Annotated in this window: 2 protein-coding genes; both read right to left on the bottom strand. The window is 73.7% G+C overall.

The window, feature by feature from the left end; all coding sequences use genetic code 11:
* Window positions 1-40 precede the first annotated feature (40 nt).
* Entirely contained in the window at window positions 41-2,785 is a 2,745-nt protein-coding gene (locus HMPREF3105_RS09755; RefSeq protein WP_210401445.1) for an ExeM/NucH family extracellular endonuclease, read from the bottom strand.
* 31 nt (window positions 2,786-2,816) lie between these two features.
* Window positions 2,817-5,081: a bifunctional metallophosphatase/5'-nucleotidase gene (locus HMPREF3105_RS09750; protein WP_070709439.1), complete on the bottom strand. Its 2,265-nt coding sequence runs from the start codon at window positions 5,079-5,081 to the stop codon at window positions 2,817-2,819.
* Between the last annotated feature and the right edge of the window lie 122 nt (window positions 5,082-5,203).

Below are 5,203 nucleotides of genomic sequence, written 5' to 3'. Positions count from 1 at the left end.
CCCCGCCGTCGTCATGCCAGGCGCGGCGCCCCGCCTCCCGTCAGGGACGGACCGGCCCGCGGCCCTTGCCGGGGTGCTCCGGGCCGTGGCCCTTGCCCGGGTGGTCGCCGCCGTGGCCCGGGGTCGCGCCCACGCAGCGCAGCCACTCGCGCACGGAGTTCGCGGGCTTGCCCGGCACGCCGCGCGGATCGGTCACGCCGTCGCAGGTCTCGCCCGGGGAGGGCTCCGGCTCGGGGGTCGGCTCGGTCACGGGCGCGTCGAGCTGGAGGCCCACCAGGATCGGGTTGTGGTCCGAGGACCGCCACTGGTCCGCGGAGTACAGGTCCTCGGCCACGTAGTTGTGGCGCGAGTACTCCAGTGCCACGGATTCGTTCGCGTTGATCATCCAGATGTCCTGGCCGGTGATCGCCGTCGCCGCCGACGGCGAGGCGTAGATCCCGTCCAGGCTGCCGACGGCGCCGCCGAACGCGTACGAGTACTCGCCCGTGAGCGCGCCCTGCGAGACGTACCCGGCCGCCTCGAGCACGCGGATCGGGTCCTCCTTCTCGTAGGCGTTGAAGTCGCCCATGAGCAGGACGCGGTCGGTGCCGGTCTCGGCCTTCATGCGCTCGGCGAAGGCCACGAGGGCCTCGGCCTGGCCCACGCGGTCCGCGTTGTACGCGCCCTGGCCGTCGCCCGCGTCCACGTTGTCCCCGGTCGCACCGGAGCCGCCCTTGGACTTGAAGTGGTTGGTGATCGCCACGAACTCGGTGCCGGCCGCCCCCTCGGACGTGCCGTCGGCGGCGCGGAACAGCTGCGCCATCGGCTCGCGGGCGTTGTCGAAGTTCGTCTGGTCGTCCAGGATCACCGACTCGCCCACCGGGGTGACCTCGGCCGGCTGGTAGATGAACGCGGAGCGGATGACGTCCTCGTCCGCGAGCGCAGGACGGGTGGCCGGGGAGGCCACGTAGGCCCAGCGCTGCTCGCCGGCCTGCGCGTTGAGGGCCTCCACGAGGTGGGCCAGCGCGTGGTCCCGGTCGAGGCCGAACTTCTCGGAGTTCTCGATCTCCTCGAGCGCGACCACCGAGGTGCCGAGGCCGTTGATCGCGGCCGCGATCTTCTCCTGCTGGCGGGCGAACGCCTCGGAGGTGTAGGCGCCGCGCGGCAGGCAGCCGTTCGTGGTGACGGGGGTGCCGGCGCGGTCGCGGTAGGCGCTGCAGCCGGCCACGTCCTGGCCCAGGGTCGTGAAGTAGTTGAGCACGTTGAAGCTGCCGACGGTGACGTTGCCGCCGACCGCCTCGGGGGCGGCCTCGGCCGGGCGGGTGTCCTCGATCGTCACGGGCTGGACGGCGGCCGCCGTGGCGTCGGTGAGGTGGCCCAGCGGCTGGAAGGACCACGCGTCGAAGCGCCAGTCGAGGATGACCCCGGTGGTGAACTCCAGGCCCGCGCCCACGCGCACCGGCTGGTCCGCGTCCAGGTACGGCAGCGGGTTCTGGTTGCCCGGCGAGCGCATGAAGTTCGTGGCGGCCCCGTCGTCGAGCACGATCAGCTGCTGCGCGTTGGCGGCCGCGACGGCCTGTGCCTCGGCGCCGGGCCGGGCCACCGACGTCGGGTTGTCCAGCGGCTTCGTGCCGGGGACGATGCCGAGGGAGCCGTACTGGTTGAGGGAGTGGTTGTCCGTGACCGTCCAGTCGCCCTGCGGGGCGAGGACCATGCCCTCGAGTGCCTCACGGTCGGCCTCCTCCAGCGGGAACTCCACCGGCGTGGGGGCCACGGCGCCGGGCTCGGCGACCGGCAGCACGCCGCCGGCGGCGACCTTGATCTGCGTGAGGCCGTAGTGCTCGGCCGCTTCGCCCGTGACCTGGACGTGGTCGCCGAGCGTCACGGAGCCGACCGTGTCCGGCGAGTACACGAACACGCCGTCGGAGGCGCCCGGGGTGGCGTCGGGGGTGTCGCCGCCGGTGCCGGCGGTCTGGATGTAGTAGCCGTCGTAGCCGCCCGTGGAGTACACGGCGGTGACGACGCCGGTGGTGGTCACCTGGCGCCCGGCGTACGGGGTGGCCGTGCCGGTGCCCTGGAGCTGGGCGATGGTGATCCGCTCGGCCGGGGTCGGCTGCGGCTCGGGCTCCGGGGTCGGCTCGCCGCCGGTGGCGGCGGCGTTGGTCGGGGTGACCTGGTCGGTGACGGTGAAGTCGGCGCTGTTGTCGTCCGTGTCCACGCCGTTCGTGCGCGTGAGGGACTTCGGGTCCGAGTTGGCCGAGGGGGCGCCGGCGGCCGCCGTCTCGAAGGTGTTGGTGGCCCCGTAGCCGAGCACGTCCGCGACGCTCGGCACCTGGCCGGTCACCACGGAGCCGACCGGCAGGTCCGTCACGGTGCCCGCCTGGCGCGCGAGCACGATCGTGCCCTTCGTGCCCGCGGGGTTGAACGCCCCGCCGGCCACGAGGTCCGCCTGCGGCAGGGCGGCGCCCGCGGTGCCGTTGGAGCCGCCGGAGACCAGGAAGTGGCCCTGCGCGGGCACCGTGCCGGACAGCGCGACCGTGCCCTGGGTCGCGGCCGTGCCGGCGGCGGAGCGGTACTGCAGGGACCAGCCATCGAGGCTGATCGGCTGGTCGGTGGGGTTGTAGAGCTCCACGAACTTGTGGGTGTACACGGCGTTCGCGGAGCCGCCGTTGGTGTACACCTCGTTGATGACGAGGGAGTCGCCGGCCGGGCTGGCCTGAGAGGGCAGGGCCACGGCGGGGGCGAGCAGGGCCAGGGCGGCGGTGGTCACCGCGGTGCGCGCGGCGAAGCGGGGCAGGGGGGTCATGTCGTCCTCAGTCTCGATCTCTCTCGATGGGTCAGCGCGGCAGGCCCGCGGCGGTCAGCCAGGCCTGGGCGGAGAAGACGGGGTGCGTGGCGGCGCCGCGCTGCACTCCACGGCCCTTGCCCGGGTGGTCCTCGCCCTTCACGCGGCCCTTGCCCGGGTGGTCGGCGCCCTTGTCATGGCCCTTGCCATGACCCTTGCCCGGGTGGGTCGGGGCGGGCTGCTCCGGCTCGGTGGGGGCCGGGGCCGCGGTGACCTCGAGGGCATGGCGCACCACGGTCGTGCCGCCGTCGGCGTAGCGCACGGTCATCACGAGCTCGCCCGTGCCCGCGGCGGCGGGGGCGGTGATCCCGGAGAGCGTGACGGTCTCGGAACCCGCGGGGACCGCCACGGTGCCCAGGGCGGTCTCGGCGCCGTCAGCCGTGCGGAAGGCGACGTCGACCGCGGTCGCCGCGGGGGCGCCGTCGGAGTCCACCACGAGGTCCCCGAGGGTCAGGCCGACGGCCTGCCCGGCCTCGACCGAGGCGGGGGCGTCGGTGACCGGCACGCCGTTCTTGCCGAAGTCCGGGGCGACGGCGCCGTGGGCCGCGTCCTGGGCGCGGGCGTAGTCCGTGATCGCCTGGGAGTCCAGCAGGCCCATGTTCACGAAGTTCTGGCGGCCGGTCGCGAAGGCGGTGTAGCCGTCGGGGGCCTTGGTCGGGTCCCCGAGCGTCGTCCAGGTGTCGTCGGACAGGAACGACTGGCTGGCCACCGTGTACATGCGGTCCGCCTGGAGGGGCTCGCCGTCGATCCACACGCCGGTCACCTTGTCCCCCTGCGGGCGGGACTCGTCGTAGGTCCAGGTCAGCTCCTCGGACCAGCCGAGGGTGAACTTGCGCACGTCGTTCCGCCAGTTCTCCTCGAGGGCCAGCTTGATGGAGGAGCCCGGGATGTCGAAGTAGGTGATGGCGTTGCCGAACGGCGCCATGTCGAGCAGCTCGCCCAGGGTGAGGCGACCGACGAGGTCGGCCGGCTTGGCCGGGAACGCGCCGCCGTCGGTGAAGCGGTCCGTCAGCAGCTCGGAGCGCAGGCCGCCGGGGTTGGTCACGCCGAGGTCCACCTCGGGGTTCGCCTGCTCGGCGGCGTGCTTGACGGCGTCGCCCACCCAGGTGCCCAGGGTGGTCTCGGCGGCGCGCGTGCCGCCGGCCTTCCAGGACCCGCCGGCGTCGATCAGCTTCTGGTAGTCGGTGGTGATGGAGGCGGACAGGTCGGCCACGACCTCGCCCTGCAGGTCCTCGAAGACCGCGACGGCCTCCTGCTCGATCGCGTACACCTGGGCGGTGACGGGGGATTCCGCGGCGGCCTCGGCGGGGGCCTGCGTGGACCGGGCCAGCAGGCGCGGGGTGAGCCCGGTGATCTGGCCGTCGGCGCCCACGGTCAGCTCGACGGCGGCCAGGTGGCTGCCGGAGGCGCCCGCCTGGATCACGGGGCGGTGGGCGCCGCCGGCCGTGGTGTCGTACTGGTAGAGCTGGTGGGTGTGGGCGTTGAAGATGACGTCCACGGCGGAGGAGGTCTCGCCGACGATGCGGTCGAACTCGGCCCGGGCCGCCCGCTCGGCGGCCAGTTCGCCCGCGCCGGCGGCGCCGTCGTGGTACGAGGCCACGATCACGTCGGCGGCGTCCTGGGCCTCCAGCTCGTCCGCGACCGCGTTCACGGCGGCGACCTCGTCGAGCACCTCGTTGCCCTCCAGGCCCGCACCGGTGGTGGTCGCGTACAGCTCGTTGGGGGAGGCGCCGATGACGGCGACGCGCACGCCGTCGACGTCGAAGACGGCGTGCGAGGTGAGGACGGGCTCCTTGCTCGTCGGGTCCACCAGGTTGGCGGAGAGCACCGGGAACTGGGCCCGGGACTCCACGCGGCCCTGCAGGTCGTCCAGGCCCTTGTCGAACTCGTGGTTGCCGGCGGTCAGCGAGGCCAGGCCGAGCGCGTTCATCACGTCGATCGTCGGGTTGTCCTGCTGCACGTTGGACACGGACTTCGAGCCGCCGATCAGGTCGCCGGCGCTGGTCAGCAGCGTGGAGCCGGCGCCGTGCTCGGCCTCGAACGCGGTGCGGTAGTCCTCCACGGTGTCCGCGAACTGCGTGCCGATGTAGTCCGTGGACAGCGCGCCGTGGAAGTCGTTGAAGGACAGGATCGAGATGGTGGTCTCGTCCGCGGCGGCCGTCTCGACGGCCAGGGCTGGCGCCGCGCTCGCGGGCGCGAGGACGAGGACGGTGCAGGCGGCCGTGGTGACGGCACGGCGGCGGAACAGGCTGGGCATGGCTCTCCCCGGGTGCGTGATGACAGAGGTGCGCCGCCGGTGGACGGCGGGGTGGCGCGCGCAGTCCACCACATCCAGGTGGCTTCCAGGTGAACGAGAGGCGGCGGGCCGTCCGGCCCGCC

Source organism: Micrococcus sp. HMSC31B01 (assembly GCF_001816085.1).
GTDB lineage: Bacteria > Actinomycetota > Actinomycetes > Actinomycetales > Micrococcaceae > Micrococcus > Micrococcus luteus.
Note: the sequence above shows the minus strand (reverse complement) of the source record. Positions and strands in the feature narration are given on the sequence as shown.

What these genes read in the sequence shown, in the direction of transcription:
- HMPREF3105_RS09755 (WP_210401445.1), bottom strand. Translation starts at nt 2,785, where the DNA reads ATGACCCCCCTGCCCCGCTTCGCCGCGCGCACCGCGGTGACCACCGCC.
- HMPREF3105_RS09750 (WP_070709439.1), bottom strand. Translation starts at nt 5,081, where the DNA reads ATGCCCAGCCTGTTCCGCCGCCGTGCCGTCACCACGGCCGCCTGCACC.